18 protein-coding genes and 1 pseudogene are annotated in these 17,352 nt (G+C 47.5%); 6 read left to right on the top strand and 13 right to left on the bottom strand.

What is annotated here, in order from left to right; translation table 11 throughout:
- Nucleotides 1-43: 43 nt before the first annotated feature.
- The gene (locus BM114_RS11475) at nucleotides 44-1,480 is read right to left on the bottom strand and encodes a virulence-associated E family protein (protein ID WP_092113554.1); all 1,437 of its coding nucleotides are present in this window, start codon (nucleotides 1,478-1,480) and stop codon (nucleotides 44-46) included.
- Between the two features lie 478 nt (nucleotides 1,481-1,958).
- Between BM114_RS11475 and BM114_RS11470 the strand changes: the two genes are divergently transcribed.
- On the top strand, nucleotides 1,959-2,249 hold the full coding sequence (locus BM114_RS11470) for a helix-turn-helix domain-containing protein (protein WP_060544301.1): 291 nt from the start codon (nucleotides 1,959-1,961) through the stop codon (nucleotides 2,247-2,249).
- Nucleotides 2,246-2,551: a helix-turn-helix domain-containing protein gene (locus BM114_RS11465; protein ID WP_092113552.1), complete on the top strand. Its 306-nt coding sequence runs from the start codon at nucleotides 2,246-2,248 to the stop codon at nucleotides 2,549-2,551. Before BM114_RS11470 ends, BM114_RS11465 begins: the two co-directional genes overlap by 4 nt.
- Before the next feature lie 104 nt (nucleotides 2,552-2,655).
- Here the strand turns inward: BM114_RS11465 and BM114_RS11460 are convergent, their stop codons facing one another.
- Complete coding sequence (locus BM114_RS11460) at nucleotides 2,656-3,561, bottom strand: helix-turn-helix domain-containing protein (RefSeq protein WP_092113550.1); 906 nt, start codon at nucleotides 3,559-3,561, stop codon at nucleotides 2,656-2,658.
- Nucleotides 3,562-3,680: 119 nt separating this feature from the next.
- Here BM114_RS11460 and BM114_RS11455 point away from each other — a divergent pair, with 119 nt between their 5' ends.
- From BM114_RS11455 to BM114_RS11445, 3 genes are read left to right on the top strand one after another with little or no spacing between them, the layout of a single operon-like run.
- Nucleotides 3,681-4,133 (top strand): cupin domain-containing protein, encoded by a 453-nt coding sequence (locus tag BM114_RS11455; RefSeq protein WP_004384417.1) that lies wholly within the window; start codon nucleotides 3,681-3,683, stop codon nucleotides 4,131-4,133.
- A gap of 12 nt (nucleotides 4,134-4,145) precedes the next feature.
- Entirely contained in the window at nucleotides 4,146-4,910 is a 765-nt protein-coding gene (locus BM114_RS11450; protein ID WP_092113548.1) for an MBL fold metallo-hydrolase, read from the top strand.
- Nucleotides 4,911-4,927: 17 nt separating this feature from the next.
- Nucleotides 4,928-5,830, top strand: coding sequence for a radical SAM mobile pair protein B (locus BM114_RS11445; protein WP_092113547.1), 903 nt, complete (start codon nucleotides 4,928-4,930; stop codon nucleotides 5,828-5,830).
- A 218-nt stretch (nucleotides 5,831-6,048) separates the two neighbouring features.
- Here the strand turns inward: BM114_RS11445 and BM114_RS11440 are convergent, their stop codons facing one another.
- The 11 genes from BM114_RS11440 to BM114_RS11390 form a co-directional block, all read right to left on the bottom strand.
- Nucleotides 6,049-6,453, bottom strand: a complete 405-nt coding sequence (locus tag BM114_RS11440) for a hypothetical protein (RefSeq protein WP_092113545.1) — start codon at nucleotides 6,451-6,453, stop codon at nucleotides 6,049-6,051.
- Nucleotides 6,450-7,694, bottom strand: a complete 1,245-nt coding sequence (locus BM114_RS11435) for a site-specific integrase (protein WP_092113544.1) — start codon at nucleotides 7,692-7,694, stop codon at nucleotides 6,450-6,452. The genes BM114_RS11440 and BM114_RS11435 overlap by 4 nt, the downstream gene beginning before the upstream one ends.
- Before the next feature lie 12 nt (nucleotides 7,695-7,706).
- Nucleotides 7,707-8,936 carry a site-specific integrase gene (locus BM114_RS11430; protein WP_092113542.1) on the bottom strand — a complete coding sequence of 410 codons (1,230 nt, stop codon included), beginning with the start codon at nucleotides 8,934-8,936 and terminating at the stop codon, nucleotides 7,707-7,709.
- 615 nt (nucleotides 8,937-9,551) lie between these two features.
- Nucleotides 9,552-10,163 carry a porin family protein gene (locus BM114_RS11425; RefSeq protein WP_092113593.1) on the bottom strand — a complete coding sequence of 204 codons (612 nt, stop codon included), beginning with the start codon at nucleotides 10,161-10,163 and terminating at the stop codon, nucleotides 9,552-9,554.
- A gap of 31 nt (nucleotides 10,164-10,194) precedes the next feature.
- Nucleotides 10,195-11,229: a type IX secretion system ring subunit PorN/GldN gene (gene gldN, locus BM114_RS11420; RefSeq protein ID WP_092113541.1), complete on the bottom strand. Its 1,035-nt coding sequence runs from the start codon at nucleotides 11,227-11,229 to the stop codon at nucleotides 10,195-10,197.
- A 23-nt stretch (nucleotides 11,230-11,252) separates the two neighbouring features.
- Nucleotides 11,253-12,812: a type IX secretion system motor protein PorM/GldM gene (gldM, locus tag BM114_RS11415; RefSeq protein ID WP_092113539.1), complete on the bottom strand. Its 1,560-nt coding sequence runs from the start codon at nucleotides 12,810-12,812 to the stop codon at nucleotides 11,253-11,255.
- A gap of 18 nt (nucleotides 12,813-12,830) precedes the next feature.
- A complete protein-coding gene (gene gldL, locus BM114_RS11410; protein WP_092113537.1) occupies nucleotides 12,831-13,595 on the bottom strand; it encodes a type IX secretion system motor protein PorL/GldL in 765 nt (254 codons plus the stop codon).
- Nucleotides 13,595-15,052 carry a T9SS ring complex lipoprotein PorK/GldK gene (locus BM114_RS11405; protein ID WP_092113535.1) on the bottom strand — a complete coding sequence of 486 codons (1,458 nt, stop codon included), beginning with the start codon at nucleotides 15,050-15,052 and terminating at the stop codon, nucleotides 13,595-13,597. The genes gldL and BM114_RS11405 overlap by 1 nt, the downstream gene beginning before the upstream one ends.
- A 5-nt stretch (nucleotides 15,053-15,057) precedes the next feature.
- Nucleotides 15,058-15,996 (bottom strand): PorP/SprF family type IX secretion system membrane protein, encoded by a 939-nt coding sequence (locus BM114_RS11400; protein ID WP_255406499.1) that lies wholly within the window; start codon nucleotides 15,994-15,996, stop codon nucleotides 15,058-15,060.
- Nucleotides 15,997-16,073: 77 nt separating this feature from the next.
- Nucleotides 16,074-16,295 (bottom strand): DUF2795 domain-containing protein, encoded by a 222-nt coding sequence (locus BM114_RS11395; protein WP_092113532.1) that lies wholly within the window; start codon nucleotides 16,293-16,295, stop codon nucleotides 16,074-16,076.
- A 121-nt stretch (nucleotides 16,296-16,416) separates the two neighbouring features.
- Complete coding sequence (locus tag BM114_RS11390) at nucleotides 16,417-17,004, bottom strand: hypothetical protein (protein ID WP_143089324.1); 588 nt, start codon at nucleotides 17,002-17,004, stop codon at nucleotides 16,417-16,419.
- 139 nt (nucleotides 17,005-17,143) lie between these two features.
- Between BM114_RS11390 and BM114_RS11385 the strand changes: the two are divergent.
- Nucleotides 17,144-17,352, top strand: a pseudogene (locus tag BM114_RS11385) (DDE transposase); the annotation flags it as partial.

Genomic DNA, 17,352 nt, shown 5'->3' with positions numbered 1-17,352 from the left:
AATCAGCAGCACTTTTTAGTATAGGACGATACTACACATACTACTACATTTGGCTACTACAAGTCTGAAGGAGCGGGCAGGGCAAGATTTTCCTAATCTTGTAGGCATAGATGGGGCTACCTCCGTTTCTTCGCTTGCTCACCTTTATGTATCCTGCTTTCTTCAAGGCTTCGCCCATACGCTTGGCAACAAGTGGTTGGTGAGTATAAATACCCAAATAGGTGAGTATCTCCGTAGTAGTCATTAACGAATAGTTTTCATCCTCCGTTGGCTTTTCAAAGCAACGCAGCAAAAGTTCCATCTCAGCGGTTTGTACCTGAAAGTCCTCACTCTCTCTGTATAGTTCGGCAATCTCTTCATCATCAAACCAATAGCGGAAACCTGACTTTAATAGGGTTTTGGCTTCAGCATAGACATTGTCCATTGAAATACGCTTGGCTTTCTCTATGTCTATGGATAGAACTTCAAAGGGCAGAAACCTTCTGCTGCCTGTCGGGTCTGTAAGAAAGTCGTTACCGTTCACCGATGCCACGAAGCTTGCCAAGTGGGGATGCTCCTCCACATATTTGTCATACGGCATACGGTACTTGACCATCGGACAGGTGATAAGGTTCTTCAGTTCGTTTTCGTCCCGCTTATTGAGGGCTTTGAGCTGGTCATCTATATTTACGATAAGGTTCTGACCGATATAAGTGAGTGTGTCTTTCTCCTGCGGATATATTTTTCCTGTGTAACTGTAACCGTGCAGTTTGGACGGACAGAGCAAATCGAGAAACGTTGTCTTGAACTTACCCTGCTCACCTGTCAGTACAAGGCAGGTATGGTTACGGCACTCACGGTCGTCCATCGCATTGGCGACCACCGCCACAAGCCATTTGGTAAGATACGGCAACCATTTGTTAGAATTACGGACAACAACGCAGCTTGCCAAATCGGAAATTGCTTTCGGTGAAAAAGAAGGCACATTACTATCCCTACAACCAGCATCATCACAGCTACTGCTATCACCTATATCTATCAATGGCAACCCTTTTAAATACTCCTGCACGGGATTGATACGGGGAGAAAAGCTGCTTTCAATGATGGAATAAAGGTTCTCGGCAGAAGTCGCTATGCCTTCATCGCAATCAAGTTCCCTGCGAAGTGTGTTGATTTCATAGCGACCAACCTTTACAAAACTACTATTACCCTTACTGCGATATTCGGTTCTGCCCAATACCGTGTTGTATCTGAACTCGTAGTGTGTGGAGAGGTAGTTTTCTATCTCTGCGTTCTTGGAGGAACTCCTCTTTCGATGAGGATTTCTACTGCTGTCTATGTTGCCTGCATCTGCGTTCTTTTTCATTATTCCCTTGAATTGGTTTCCAAGAGTGAAGTTAGGGTGAGAATGCGTGACTCCCAAGCATTCAGAGCCTTCTTGCATAATGTTGCGCTCGTCCGCTTTAAAATTCTTAGGAGAACAGGCTGTCAAGAAGGGCATTTATAGCCTCATTAAGCAAAAAATGGATGACAGGAAAGAAAGGTTAGCTGAAATACGGATGTTACTGTCTGCTTTCAGATGCCGTCTTTTGCTCCAACTATCTACAAACTATTGATTGGAGGATATTTTATATCGGATTACTGTGCCAACCTATTCCACTATGACGCCACAAGCTGCCACTTGAATGGAAAGTGATGGAATAAGAAATATCCAATATTAATTTTGCATAAGACAAGCTGCGCTCGGAAAAGGATAAGTGAACTTTCCTCTGCACTCGCTTGGATTGTCTTTGCAATGAAAGAAAAAAGACGGGGCAAGAAAACGCAAATGTGAACCGATGAAACGGATTGCTCTTTTCCCGATAGTTCCCGATACTTCCCTGCTGTTCCCCACGGCTTTGAGAGGCACACGCACGTCATTACCTTTGCCGATGGAAACAGGAAAGACCTGAAACAACAAACAATAACAATATAAAATTATGAACTATTACATCATTACAGAAACCAATTGGGCAAAGCTTCGAGATGAAATTTTGAGCCTTGCCGAGAGTTGCCACAAGGCATTCGGAGAAAAGAGTAAGCACACGGACTGGCTGCACAACGGAGATGTGTGTCGGCTGCTGAACATCAGCAAACGCACCTTGCAGCATTATCGTGATACGGGCGTGCTGCCGTTTACGCAAATCGGACACAAGTGCTATTACAAGTGTGAGGATGTGGAAGTATTGCTTCTTACGAAATCGGACAAACCTAAAAACAGACAGATATGATGGAAACAGCAAGAGACTTGAACATGGAGGCGGACGAGATGCAGTTGGTCGTCTCAGCGTTGAGAGGTGTAGGTAAACGAATAGTAGAAGTGGCGGATACACACAAGCCACTCTTTGCTGGCGAACTTTTCCTCACAGGAAAGGAAGTGTGCGAGCGGCTGTATATCAGTCCCCGTACCTTGCAGGACTACCGAGACAGGAAGATTATTCCCTACACGCAGTTTGCAGGAAAGATACTCTACAAGGCTTCGGACTTGGAGAAGATGCTGGAGGAGAATTATCAGGGTAGTCAGACAGGATAAAGGCAATAAGCGTATATTGGTGAATGGATAACGGCACTTGAGCAGAGATATATCTGTTTCAAGTGCCGTTCGTTTATTGGTAAGTTCTTCGTTTAATCATTTTTCTATTCTGCGGTAAACTGTTGTCCTTTATATTCTTCTTTAAACTCCGTAACCGTCTGTCCTGTTTGTTTTTTGAAGAAACGCATTAAATGTCCCGGCTCCGAGAAATTGAATTCGTATGCCAATTCACTGGTAGTTTTGTCAGTGAATAGTATTTCATTCTTGATTTCTGCAAGCAGACGTTGTTTCAGCAGATGTACGGCCGTTTGCCCATATTGTGCCTGTACAGAAGCATTCAATGTGATGCGGCTGATGTTCAGCATGGCTGCATAGTCGGCCACTTGCTGGTATTGGCGAATATGTTTCTCTAAGAGTTGTTTGAACTCAAAGGCATGGTGGTTCTTGGGGGCATCAAAAGGCAGATGGTATTGAGCAGAATACCTACGATTAAGGGTCATGAGCAGATAATGAAGCAAGGATACGATGATGTGATAGCTGTCGGCAAGAGGATGGTTGAGTTCTTCTTTTATCCGCACAAGCAAACGCTCGTATTCTTGTTGTTCCATAGCTGTAGCCGACAGATAGGGTGGGAAATCTGTTTGGTAGCAATAAAGCAAACGATAAGTAAAGAAAGGATCGGCAAGATAGGTTGAAAGAAAATCATCACGGAAAATAAGGAAACGATAATCCGTTTGGCTTTCATCAATGTGCCACTCCTGATGGATGTGCGGCGAAAGTATCAGTACCGTATTGTCTTTCAACGCGATATGTTGAAAGCCATAACGCAGCCACCCGGATGCTTTCCTGAAGAAAAACAACTCGAAGAAGTTGGTTTTGAAAGACGGATACTCCATCAATACGCCCCGCAAACGCTCGTGCGTATCGGTATTGATGTTGAAGTCTACACCACATTCCGTTTTGCAGAAAGGAACTTGTGTAAGTTCTTGGGAATGACTCTCTAATTTCATGCAACAAATGTACGAATAATTAATGGCTTATCAAAATGGTAGAGCATATATTATTAATGGTAGAATGTGTCTTTGTTTTATGCACTACCTTTGCACTCGTAATCAAAACAAATAGCATTATGAAAGAAATTAAAATTGTAGAAAAAGGTGAGAACTTCACCACGGTGAACGTAGGTAAGTTGAATGAAATTAAGGAATATGAGTTGGCTATGGGCAATTTCTCTATCCCGGGAAAGATGTTTGCCGGACATGCACTACAAGCAACAGGCGCAGAATTGTCTTTCCAAAGTCTTGCAGCTGGGCAGGATTATGGCACACGCCATACCCATAAAACCCACGAAGAGCTTTATTTCATTCTTAAAGGTGAAGGCATTTTCGATGTAGACGGCAAACGATTTCCCGTTTCAGAAGGAAGCATCGTGAGAATTGCGCCCAATGGCAAACGTGCTTTCAAGAACACAGGCAGCAGCGAAATGCTCGTGCTTTGCGTACAATATAAGGCAAATTCGTTCTCTGATGATGATGAACCTCTGAAGGATGGTATTATGCTGGAAGCCAATGTTAAACTTTAATTTTAATAAACAATGAATATCCAACAAGTAAGAAACGCAACGATAATCATTGAATATGGGGGAAAGAAAATTCTGATCGACCCCATGTTGGGAAAGAAAGGCTGCATGCCTCCTTTCCCCTTTAGTAGAAATCAACATCTGCGCAACCCACTTCATGAACTACCTTTTCCTGTAGAAGAGATGCTAAAAGGTGTAGATGCGGTGTTGCTTACCCATCTACACGATGACCATATCGATGAGGCGGCCTATGAAATGATGCCTAAAGATATGCGATTTTTTGTGCAAGACGAAAACAATCGGCAGGTGGTGATGTCGCATGGATTTAATCATGTGGAAGTTGTCGGCGACAATACAAGGATTGGGGAAGTGAGCATACAAAAGGCCGAAAGCCAGCATGGTAATTTCATCATGAAGTATCCTGCCGGACATACAGCGGGTTATGTATTCACTCATCCACAAGAAAAGACGCTCTATCACGCCGGAGATACCATCTGGTATGCTGGTGTGAAGCGCAATTTGAAGCGTTTTCGCCCCGAGGTTATCACCCTTAATGCAGGTGGCAATGGCTTTCGCTTGGGTGGACGCGTTATTATGAACGATGAAGATGTGGTAAAAGTTGCTGCAGCTGCACCTGATGCAAAGTTATTTGTGACGCATCTTGAAGGCGTGAACCATAATAGCGTGACGCGTGAAATGGTGAGAAAGCGTGCGGAAGTGGCAGGAATTTTAGACCGCGTCTTTATTCCTGAAGACGGTGAAACGGTAGAGGATTTATAAAGAATAAAGGAAGAAATATGGTAAAAACACTCATTGGAACGAAAGAGGTGCGTGGCATCATGACCAAGTCCAACCTCCCTGTTGGTGGCTATTCGGTGAATCCATACGTGGGTTGCACCCATGCTTGCAAGTATTGTTACGCCTCATTCATGAAGCGCTTCACAGGACATAAAGAAGAATGGGGTACTTTCTTAGACGTGAAGCATTGGCCTGCAATCAAGAATCCGAAGAAATATGCCGGACAACGCGTGGTTATTGGATCAGTGACCGATGGGTATAATCCCGAAGAAGCAACGTTCCGCAGGACACGTAAACTGCTTGAAGAGCTCAAAGACAGCGATGCGGAAATACTCATTTGTACAAAGAGCGACCTCGTGTTGCGCGACCTTGACCTGCTCCGGCAAATGAAGAAAGTCACCGTATCGTGGTCAGTCAACACGCTTGATGAGATATTTCGTGCCGACATGGACAAGGCCGTGAGCATAGAGCGGCGCATCGCAGCCATGCGAAAGGTCTACGAGGCGGGCATCCGAACCATTTGTTTTGTGTCGCCCATCTTCCCTGGCATCACCAATTTCAAAGCTATTTTTCATGAAGTGAAAGATATTTGCGACCTCTTTTGGCTTGAGAACCTCAATCTGCGGGGTGGTTTTAAGGCTAACATTATGGGTTATATCAAATCATACTATCCCCATTTGTTCCCACTTTATGAAGAAATCTATTTGCATAAAGACCGAACATATTGGAAGCAATTAGAGCAAGAGGCCGCGGAAATGGCGCAGGAGGCTCAATGTAAGTATGTGGATAATGAATTGCCTTACGAACGAAGTCCCAAAGGACATCCCTCGATAGTGAATTATCTTTATCACGAAGAAATCAGAGGGTCAGGAAATACGGGTAAAAGGAATGTTATGCAATAAAACAGATGCGTATCTCTACTGTTGATAGACTACTTGGAGAATAACTACTTATAAGGCTTTCGGTATACTTGAAGGCCTCAAAAACATAGTTGTGTGTAGTTAGACGGTAGTAATAACCATTCCTACTTTCTGACTACAATACCAACCCTTTCCTTTCACCGTATTACCTTTCCTTGTAGTTATGTAGTAAGATAATATCGGTGAAAGAGAAAAGCATATCAATTGATACTGCCACTTCCATATAGGAATATCTGCTCCATCACAGATGCAGGACGTTGTAACTCTTGGCAGATGTATTTCCTGAAGAAGTATGCTTCCATGCTGTCCAATTGATAAGACAAAGCGATGATGATTGAAAGCGGATAAAGCGGAGCATAACCTTGTAGCCGTCCGTTCACGAATACTTCCAACTCTCCTGTATCCCTTTCATCGGGACGTAGGGAAGATACTTTTAGTAGTTGCTGCAGACGATAATTGAGTTTCCTCCATGTTACACAGAAGAATTCTACCAATTCGCTCTCTGTCATGGCGATTTCGCCTTTGCCTTTGCGAATGATTTGCATATTGTCGCCCCACTCGAAATAACTGCGGTCTCCTTTTGTTTGATGGTAATTGACTTTCATACGGTTTCCCCCATTGTTTCCTCCTTTTGATGTTTCCTTATCAGTCTGTCCATATCCTCCGAAATCTTATTGTCCGTCACCTGCGCATATATCTGTGTGCTTGATATAGAGGCGTGCCCCATCATCTTGGCAATGCTTTCGATAGGTATTCCTGCACTTAAACTCATCGTGCCGAACGTGTGCCTCGCCATGTGGTAGGACAACCGTTCCCTGATACCGCAAGCTTTGCCTACGATGCTCAGCTTTACGCTCATCACACTACGGCTGCAATTAGTTCGGAAGATAAAGCTGTTATCTTTTTCTTTCACCGTCTTCCGTTCTTCGTTTCTTTCCTGCTCCGCCTTGCATTGATTGATGATGGCTTCCGCTATGGGATGCAGTGGCACAACAAACTCCACCTTTGTCTTCTGCCGTTCTTTTCGGATATATTTCTGTCCGTCTGCTGCCGTTTGGACATGTCCAAATTGCAAATGTTCCATATCAGCAATAGCCAAACCTGTAAAGCAGGCAAAGATAAACATACGTCTTGCTTGTTCTGCTTCCTTATCAAGTACTCTCAGAGCCATGAGTTTGGCAACATCGCTCTTTTGCAGAAAGCGTATCTTCTGTTTCGCTTTCTCATACTTGGCATTCTCAAAAGGATTACAACGAATGATCCTCTGGCTGACCGCACGGTACATCAGCCTACTCAGCCAACAAAGGTAACGATTCATAGTTGCTGTTGCCAAGCCTCGTTTTTTCAGATAGAAACCGTATTCCTCAAATAAGTCTTCCGTTATTGCAGAGATGGTTATATCCATCATTCCCTTATCCTTTACAAACTCTGTAAGTAACTTGTCTGAATAGAGAAGATTCTGATAAGTGCTTTTTGCTCTTGATTTACCCACGCACTCTTTAACGGATTGCAGTTCTGTCTTGCTCATGGCAAGAAGTGTTGTCGGTGTGGTGGCTATTCCCTGCAAACGGTTTTTAAGCAGTTCCACACTTACCACTCCGTCCTTTATCAGAATATCCTGATAGGTCTTCTCTACAAGTTCCTTAAACTCGCCGATTCTTTGATTGGTCTTCTTGTCGGTTGTCAGTCCTTGTTTGCTGTTCCACTCGGAGGATTTGCACTGCTCGCCTGTGGTAATGGCGGTGCTTTTTCCGTCTATGGTGATACGGCAGAGAATGGCGGTCTTGCCGTCTGCCTTTATTTTCTGTCTGTTGATGTAAAACAATATCTTGAATGTACTTCTCATAAAAAATCTTGGTTAAATGGTTAAACGTAAATCTTCTGTGAAAGAAAGGAAACAGTTAAACTCCTCAAAGAGTTTCTGTGGTGTTACCTTTGCATAACGTTCGGTCATACTCACGTTGCTATGTCCCAACATCTTGCTTACCGTTTCAATAGGCACACCCTGTTCAAGTGTGATTAGCGTGGCAAATGTGTGCCTCGCAGTGTGTGTAGTAAAAGGAAAGGAGATGCCTGCACGAAGTCGTAGGGCTTTCAAGCAGGTCTGATAGTTCTTGTATTTGATGCAGGGAAGTAGTATTTCCCTTTCATCGCTGTGCATTTTCTCTATTAACCGAACAGCTTCCGGCAACAACTTGATACGACAAAGCACACCCGTCTTCTGTCGGTTGAACTTCAACCACAAACTGCCTGCATCATCATGGACAAGATGCTTTTTGCTTAGTTCCATCAAATCACAATAGGCTGCACCGGTATAACAGGCGAAGAGAAACACATCACGAGCAGTTCCCATTTCTTTTTCCAATTCATCAAAGCAGAGTGCCTTCAACTTGTCCAATGCTTCTTTGTCAAGAGCTTTAGGTGCTTTCTTGTCTCCTCGTTTTATATGTACTTTATCAAACAGAAGCGTATCAGCCAACCCCTCACGATAAGCCAACCTGCAGACGGTCTTCAAATCTGCTGCAACTCTGAAAAATGTGCTTTGCTGATGACCGAGTTCGCCAAGACAAAATGCTTGTAATTCGTAGATAAAGTTTTCTGTCAACTGCGAGAAAACCAAGTCCGAAACATGATACTTCCTCTGAATGAACTCCTGCAATCGTTTCCGAGTGGAATGATAGGCAGACATAGACTCTTCCTTGATGTCTATACCGATATGGCTTTCTTTCTCCTTAATGAGCATATCCAATCTTTCGATGAGCATACATCGTGCCTGCACACAGCCTTGAAACTGTTCCTTTACATCGGTTGCATCAAATGGCTGTCCTTTGGCAATCAACGACTGATAGGCAGATTGAATGGAAAGCAGAAGATTTTCCAACCAGCCGTTAACCTCCACCGCCTCATGGCTCTTGCCGTCCATCCTGCTTTCACGTGAATTCCACAAGTCGGGGTTGCAGGAAAGTTTACAACTAAACTGGGCAATGGAACGCCCAATGGTAATACGTCCCATAATCGGAGCTTTCCCCGATTTGTCAAGCCCGCTCTTTTTAAGGTAGAGCAGCACTTTCATCTTCTCTGTTTTCATACGCTTTAATATTTGTGGGCAAAGACAGTGCAAACGAGTTCCATGAGAGCTTGCTCTCAAATGGACGAGTGCAGCCTGTCTTATGCAAAGTTACCCGAATTAAAGCGTTCCTCACTTACGCAGAAAACTGCCGACCAAAGCAACAGCCACACGAGCTAAAATAATTCAGTTACCGAATACTGCACCATCGTTACCTACATCAAAACAAGGTAACACTCTGGTAACTGAACTTCTGCCTAAATCTGCATATTTCTGCCCTTTACAAATAGAGCAGTATTATGCCAATTCGTGTATTTCCTCCTCATTATCAGTTAGTTTACATCAATTTCGATATTTCTCCTTTTTCATTGATTAGTTACTGTGCAAAATCGGCGAAATCACTGTGCAAAATCGGCGATTTTGTCCGACAGTTGGCGGCTTCCTGCTTCTCGGCTTTCCGCCTGCCCCCATGCTGGAGGCGGCGAGTGTGTCGGGAGGGGGGATGCTGACATGTTTTTGAAAGCTTTTCCGAGATATAATGGAAAATGCCACCGCTGACGCGATGGCATATCCAATTTAAAAGCCGAGTATCCCAAAAGTTACTCGTGCAGCATCCGGGACACCCGTTTTCCCATCTTAGAAGTAATAAGCCAGGCCTATCTGGAACGCACCGCTCCTGCTCTTTACCCCCTTGTAAAGGCTTGAGGCGGAGAACTCACCGGTATGTCCGCAGCCGAAGTTGTAGTCGATTGAGGCCTCCAGATGGTTCAGGGCCATAATGCCGACACCGAGGTTGATGCTGAGATTGGTATTCTTCCACTCCCAGTCTATGTCCTTCATGTCGTCAGCAAGATTGAATCCAAACTGCGGACCGGCAAAGAAGAATACGCTCGCGGCATCTCCAATGCCAAAGGAGTAGCGAAGGTTGACGGGGATGGCAAGTTGCTTCTGCTTGACGGTTTCCTCCTCTCTTATAATTTGCTCGTTACCTTTGTCGACCGTTATCGTGGCACTACGCTGGTCGTAGAGTATTGCCCCGTCGACCGAGAGACCTACAAGCGGCAAACTTATCTTGGCCGTCGGGCCAAGGTAGAACCCCGCCTGGTTAGACTTTTCGAAGACAGACTTGTCGAAAGACATGTTCGTAACATTGAGTCCCCCTTTCACACCAAACTTTATCTGAGCCTGCACAGTAGTGGCAGACAACATCATGAGGGCTGTAAAAGCCATTGTGATTAATTTCTTCATCTTTCCTTTTCCTTTCTTGTATTTAAAGTGATTAATGTCTTTCACGACGGACCGTAACACGAGCTGACGACGATCCGGAGGAGCTTCCTCCGCCCGACCTGCGCTTGGAGCGGATGCTTGAGCCGCCACCTCTCGTGCTCCGACGATTCTTCCGACTTGCCTTCTTCTGGTTCTTGTCGGCTTTTGCAATGCTGTCGAGCGAGTCCTTGCGAGCCTTGTCGCCCCATATATGTTCCTCAAAGGCCTTGATTTCTTCCTCTATCCGTTTCTGCTCCTTGGTCAAAGCCTCCTCGTTGGAACAATACTGGGCCAGGGTCTTTCCGAGCATATTAGTCGTCTTATAGATCTTGCCGCGATAAGAATTCTTGGTAAAATAGTCATCAATACTCATCATTGCGGCATTGTTGAGGTTGCTTGTCATGATGGTCTGCTTGGACAGGAACGGTGCCAAGTCGTCATATCGAACCCAGAAAAGGGGGTAAGAGGTGGCCCCGTCGCCGAAGTCATCTTCCCGTTTCATAATCGGACAGAGTGCCAGAACCTTCGTGTGAAAGGTTGCCGAGGCCTGGTCATAATATGACGACTCCTTGATATAATAGGCAGTTACCTCACGCGAGGGGATGTCGCTGTCGTCGATATGGGTGCCCCGGTCGGTGGTCTCATAGAATATGTGGTAGTTGTCGAGAAACGCCTTGCGCTTGACTTCTGCCCCCTCGTTGAACACCTCGTTGCCGTCCAGACGATATTCATAGGCCTTGATCTGCCCCGTCATAAACAGTTTGAAGATGTAGGTGAAGAGGTTCATCTGCGTTCCCAGTGGCTCTACGGGATAGTAAAGGGCGGCATTGGCATCTTCGTTGAGGTCGAGTTCACGGTACACATCACGGCGCCAGACCACATTCTCGTCCATCTTCATCTCCGTGGGAAACGATATCTGGGCACGAGTGGTGATGTTGTTGGCATTGCTCTTCTGGGCAGCCTGCTGCTCGGCTCTGCGACGCTCTGGCTGCGCGGATGTACTCTGGACAACGAGGGCTATAAGCAATAAAAACAGTATTCTCTTCATTGTAGCTTGTCGTATTATCTGTTTTACTTCACAATTACTTCTAAAGGATAAGGCAGGGTACGGGTAATGCCGTCGGGACCTACTGCCCTCACGCCTCGGATATAGAACCGTCTGTTGCGGGAAAGATGGCGGAACTGCTCCTTCTGGCGCTCTGAGAACGAGGCTCCGTTCGACGCGATAGGCACTGCATTGCCCATATTGTCGAAGAAGACGGTCTCGAATCCGAGTACCTTGAACGGAATATCGAGCAGCCCGTCGTCGATGGCGGCTGAAACGGAGTTCAACCCCATCAGGGATGCCTTGGACAATCCACCGCCCTTGAAACGGTTGGTGCCGATGCTGAGGTAGGCCGTAGGATCCGGCAACTTGCGTACATGGAATACAAACGGCGGCATCGTGCGGGTCTGCCCTTTGTCGCGGGCTGTAACACGGATGGTTACATCCTGTCCTACGGCAGCAGGAACAGCCACAAAGTGCCCGTTGCCCTTCGAGGAAAGACTGCCGCCCGTCATCGTCGCGCTGACTCCGTTTGCCGGAATTCCCGGCACGCTGATGCTGATCGGGTTGCTATATCCGGCATAAAGCACATTCATCAAGTCGGCAGCGACGGTTGCCGTGTTAGGCGCGGGTATCACCGAATACTTCTGGAGGAAGTCGCGGCGAATCATATCACCGTTGGTATTGCGCATGAACATGTATCCGCTGAACTGATGTTCACCTACTCCGCCAGCCGTAAACTGGTATTGCCCGGAAACAGAACTTATCCGCTGGCCGTTCACATAGATTTCGGGGGTCTGCGTGGTATCCACCGCGGCCATCACGATATTTGCCTTGAAAGCCTCGCCGGGATAGAGCACGGTCTTCTCGGGAATCACGAATGCGTCGAGCTTGTTTACGCGGATGTCCCTCAAGCCGATGTTGGAAACCAGTGTATGGAGCACTTCGCCCTCCGCATAGCGTACATCGCTCTGCAATTTGGAGAGCAGGGTTACCGCTGCCGCAACGGGCATATTCTCGAACATATACTCCTGCCAGTTCTTGCCCAGCACATTCTTGGCATTCTTGGGAATCGCCGTCGAGAGGTTGTTGGCTATGATTTTCTTCTGTGCAGGGTCGCTTATCATCTTCAAAATGCGTTCTCGGTAGCTATTGATGGCATGGAAGAGCTTCCGCCCCTTGCCGCTCCCGGGAGCCAGCATCACCTCGCCCGCAGCATCCAGATTATCTTTGTTGTCTATGTTCAGGGGGTCGCCGTCCTTGCCGTCGGCCGCTCTCACAATCTCCGTCTTCAATGCCTGGGCAAAGTTGTAGAGCGAGTCGCTCATATCTTTTACGGCCGTAGCCTTCTCAAACCAGACGCGCACCTTCTCGGGGTTGGCCTTCATCTGCTCCTCGAAATCACCATATAGAGCCTCGTTCTGCTCACTCGAACTCTTCGTGGTGCGGTTCAAGCTGTCCTCCACGATGGAGAATCCGTTGAGCACCTCCGTCGAAATGTTCAGCGCAAGCATGGCCATCAAGACGATATACATCAGGTTTATCATCTTCTGGCGAGGGGTTACGGGTCTTTTCTTTATAGCCATATCGTTACTTTATGCGTCTCAACCTTCCGTGGCAGAGGCACCGGGAGCGGCAACCTTCATGTTAACGGTCATCGCCTCTATCATGCGGGTGTAAATCTTATTGAGCTGTTCGATATGCTGAGCCATCTTCTTGCTCTGTTCGTTAATCTGGTCGATGGTGCCGATTTGCTGACTCGCGCCCTTAAGCTGCATTTCATAAACCTTGGCAATCCCCGTAAGCGTGCGGTTGAGATTCTCCATTTCCTCGCTGTCGCGAGTCAGGCGACTGCTCTGGTCGTTCACTTTTTGCAGCGTCTCCACCAGCTTCTTCAGCTCCTCGACATAGCTGCCCTGAGCCTCGTTGAAGGCTTCTGCCTCTTCCACGGACATCTGGGGAACATAATTAGGCTGAGGTTGAGATGCCACAGCAGCCACCGGAGCTGTTGCTGCCGCCACTTTCTGCTCTTTTTCCGGCATCTCCGAGAATTTCTGCCCGTCTTCTCCATAGACCACCTTACCCGTTTCGAGGTATTCCTCCGTGATGTGAGTAGGAAGGTCGCGACCGTCGGCCGTCTTGTCGAAAGGACGGTCGAAGGCAGATATGAAGAACACTACGACCTCGGTTCCCATGCCTAAGAACAGCATGAGGTTGGCTCCCGGCAGATGCGTTAGCTTGAACAGTGCGCCCAGAATCACGACTGAAGCACCCCAGCTGTAGGCATAGTTCAGGAAGGTCTGGCCAGGAACGGTATCCATCCACTTCTGCAGACGGTATACAATATTATATTTACTGTAGTTGGACATTATCTCTTGTTCTTTTTTTGTTTCGTACTCGTACTGTTGGCCAGGCTCCTCACGCAACGGAATCCGATGTAGGAGCGGGGCTGATTCTGGTATTCCCAAGTCCTCCAAGCCGAGCGTATGTATGATTCCGGATCTTTCCACGAGCCTCCGCGCACGCTTTTCTTCTTGAGTTTATATGGGTCTTCCTTGGCCGCATTATACTCAAGGGTCGGGTTCAGGTCGTTCATGGCGTCAACGCCCGACTCCGTATAGACCGTGCTGGTCCATTCCGCCACATTGCCGGCCATGTCATAGAGGCCATTGCTGTTAGGAGAATAGATGCCCACCTTACTCGTAATCAGGTTTCCATCCTTGGTATAGTTGCCCCTGTCGGGCTTGAAGTTGGCGTAGAAGCAGCCATCCCCGTTCTTCACATCTTGGTTTTCCCAAGGGAATTCCGTGCCGTCCTTGCCACGCGCGGCATACTCCCATTCAGCCTCAGTGGGCAGACGATAGCGCTGCACATAGCGAGCCTCGCTGCCCAAGCCTTTCAGAAGATACTCCGTACGCCACGCGCAGAAAGCATTGGCCTGCTCCCAGGTAACGCCCACCACGGGATAATCATTGTAGGCAGGATTGCTGAAGTAGTTGCGCAGATACATTTCGTTGTCCGAATTCTTGAAATCATTCACCCAACAAGTAGTGTCCGGATACACATTTACGATATAAGTGTTGAGGAAATCCCAAGGCCCGGTCAGTTCGCGATTGATGGTCTCCCGCACGATTCGCCCCTCATCGTCGATATAGGCAGTATCCTTCGAAATCATCACAACCTCATCCGGGGCTACTGTCAGGTCCGTATTGAGGTTGCGTTCTGTGGGATTCAAGCGGTTGCGGCGGAGAGCAGCAGCCGTGTAGTCGTAAATCTCATACTTATAATTGAGCTGCCGGTAGTCCAGCAGTTTCTCTCCAGTAACAGGATTCGTAACATACAGGCTCTCGAAGGCACGCTGCTCGTCCTCGTTGGGCTTGCGGGGCAGTTGCTTTCTCCAGTTCACCTGCGGGGGAACGGGGTCGCCGTTCTTATCCTCGGTAATCATATAAGTCTCGTCGCCGGCATAGGCCGGGTCGGCCAGACGAGTGCGGAGGATAGAGTCTCTCACATATGCCACGAACTGCTTATACTCCGAGTTCGTAACCTCCGTGTCGTCCATCCAGAAGCCGTCTACAGAGATGTCCTTCACGGGTGTGGTCATTCCCCAGAGACTGTCCTGCTTCTCAAGACCCATCTTCACATAGCCTCTGTTCACCTTTATCATCCCGTAGGGAGACGGCTCGGAGAATCCCTTGCCTCCACCGACACCTACCACTTCGCCGCCACGCCCTGAAGCGGACATCGACTTGCTGCCAAAGCAGCCGGTGAGAGTGAGCGACAACGAAATGGCACACAGGGTTATGATACACTTTCTCTTCTTCATGTCTTTTACAATATTCTTACGCTTTTATGCTTATTCCTTCCTTTTTTCACAAGGTTGATATCGGTCTGATAGCCGATGAACAGCTCGTGGCTACCGTTGCCGGGATTGATGGCCGAGGTATAGAGCTCATAGCTATAGCCTATTACTATGCCGTGGAAGCTCCCGCCCACGAGGAATGTAACTGAGTTTGTAGGGCTGTAGGCCACTCCCCCATACATTAGCCGGCCGTTGTTGTTATATACCAGCCGCCCCGTAATGTCTGCCCGGTAGGCCGTAAGGTCTGTTCTGACCAGAAGCGACGGTCGTATTGTCAGAAACGGGTTTCTTAATTTAATATTGTATCCGCCCGTCAAATAATATGTAGCATCTATTTTCAGCTCATTGGTCTCGCCCAGATCAATCGTCGGTGCATTGAGATGCTGTCCCGACAGCCCCACATACCACGGACCGTGGCTGTAATACAGGCCCAGGCCGATATCCAGCCCGCTTCCCGTAACCTCTGCCGTGGGCAGTGCGGGATCGTTAGCCTCGCCGGCATCGAGCTTCGTCCCGTCGAAGTTCTCGCTCAACAAGCCGAGCTGCAGACCCGCGCCGAGCATGCCGCCCAGCAGGTTTCGCCTGTAGGCATATTGCAGGGCCAGTCGTTGGTGGGTGAAAAGGCCGATTTTGTCGTTCATCAGCTGTACGCCCGCCCCATGATAGGCCTTCATGAAATAGAAAGGCATGTCGGCACCGAGATACATCGTCCGCGGATTATGTTCATATCCCGCCAAATCCAGCGCATAGGCTGCATTGACATTGAGTTTCGCCTCCTTGCCTACGGCAGCTGGATTGAATGACGGCTCCATGTCGAAATAATGACCGAAGGAGGCATCATATTGCGCACTCGCGGGGAGCAACGGCAATACCAGCATCGGAATTATGACCAGAATTTTCCTAAGCACGACTAAATAACGAGACCGCCTTCGTTTTATTGTATAAAAAAGACCGCTCCTGAAAAGAACGGTCTTTATTTCTGACATTAATATTCGTCGTCATTCCAGAGGAAATCGTCTTTCGACGGATAGTCGGGCCAGATGTCCTCGATGCTCTCGTAGACATCACCCTCATCCTCTATCTCCTGCAAATTCTCTATTACTTCCAAAGGGGCACCCGAACGAGTAGCGTAGTCTATCAACTCCTCTTTTGTTGCAGGCCAAGGTGCATCCTCGAGCTTTGAAGCCAGTTCCAATGTCCAATACATATACTTTGTTTTTAACGAGTTTCACTTGTGCGTGCAAAAGTAATCATTTTCTTGGGATTTGCAAGAGATAAGGGATTTTTTTTCAATTCATCTGTAAATAAAATCTAAAAAATCAATGATTTCAAAGACTCACACGATAGCTTCGCTTGTATTTCTTCCGGTCGAAGAACACGATGCCACAGTCATAGAGGTCGAAGCTGACGCCACTGCGGCTGTCGGCTATGATTTTTCGCCAGGCCTTGAGCGTCTCCCGGGAATAGTGGATATCCTCCACCACAAGCACCGAGTTGGCAGCGGCATGGTCGGCAAACGCCTCGTAGACGCGCCACCAGTTCTCCTCCAAGTCCATCACCACGACTTTGCTTTGTGCCACCAGCTCCAGTTCATAGCCGTGGATGCAGTCCACAACCGTGGCCTTCGGGCACCCCATGAGCACGGCATCTTCATAAATCTCCCCTTGAAAGGGGCAGATGCCCCACTGGCAAGGACCCTGATAGCGGGACAATCGCTCATAGAGTGCGGCCTGGCGAAACCATTTTTTCTCACCTTGAGGATAAAGTCGGCGTAGCCTGAGCCCGTTTTCCTCGGACACGGTTCCCCTCACGACCTCACGGATAAACCGATAGGCAAAGGGCGACTGCACGCCGAACCCCCTGCTGCGGGGAGCCCGGAGCAGACGGAAAAATCCTCGTTTCAGACAAGACCACATATCCTTTTCTCTTTAGAATATTACAAAGATATACAAAAAACGGCACAGTTGCAAATATCCGTGGCATAATTTTGTAGTATAGGCCGATATTTTCTTGTTTGATGCTTAAAAGTTCATGAGATGCATTAACTTTGCACCCATGAGTAAGCAAACAGCATTTGATTACAAGATTCTGGCCAGTTACCTTCTTCCCAAAGGTATACTTGAGTTCTTTGACGTGACAGACGTTCGTGAAGACCACACAGGCATTATTGAAGAGACTAGTGATGAGCGTGTCCTTCTCCATATCTATCTTGACGAGAATGACGCTCGTGAAGAAGAGTGGCATGACCTTAAGCCTAATGGTTT

Source organism: Prevotella sp. KH2C16 (assembly GCF_900113305.1).
Classification (GTDB): Bacteria; Bacteroidota; Bacteroidia; order Bacteroidales; family Bacteroidaceae; genus Prevotella.
The sequence above is the reverse complement of the archived record's forward strand: the minus strand, read 5'-3'. Positions and strand labels throughout refer to the sequence as shown.